Annotated in this window: 2 protein-coding genes; both read left to right on the forward strand. The window is 69.2% G+C overall.

Annotated features, from left to right (window positions below):
- Positions 1-192 (forward strand): alpha-amylase (locus tag GT045_RS23735; protein ID WP_161294386.1); only part of this gene is annotated, 192 nt, incomplete at its 5' end.
- Positions 189-413, forward strand: a 225-nt coding sequence (locus GT045_RS23740; protein ID WP_237538820.1) for an alpha-amylase family glycosyl hydrolase, incomplete at its 3' end; no start/stop codon positions are given. The genes GT045_RS23735 and GT045_RS23740, both read left to right, overlap by 4 nt.

Raw genomic sequence — 413 nt, forward strand, 5'->3', positions numbered from 1 at the left:
ACGGTCTCGTTGGACATGCCGCAACTCGGCCTGGACTGGGACGCCGCCCCGTCGGTGCACGACGAACTGACGGGCGAGACGTACCACTGGGGCAGGACCAACTACGTGCGCCTGACGCCCGGCCGGACGCCGGCGCACGTGCTCCACGTCGGGCGATCGACGCCCCAGAACGGAGGGCCCGCAGCGTCATGACCGTCAACGACCCCGTACCGGACACCTTCGAGGACACCCCCGCGGGTGACCGGGACCCCGAGTGGTTCAAGCGCGCCGTCTTCTACGAGGTCCTGGTCCGCTCCTTCCAGGACAGCAACGGCGACGGTGTCGGCGACCTCAAGGGCCTCACCGCCAAGCTGGACTACCTCCAGTGGCTCGGCGTGGACTGCCTGTGGCTGCCGCCGTTCTTCAAGTCCCCC

Origin of the sequence: Streptomyces sp. SID486 (assembly GCF_009865385.1) — a bacterium.
Taxonomy (GTDB): Bacteria; Actinomycetota; Actinomycetes; order Streptomycetales; family Streptomycetaceae; genus Streptomyces.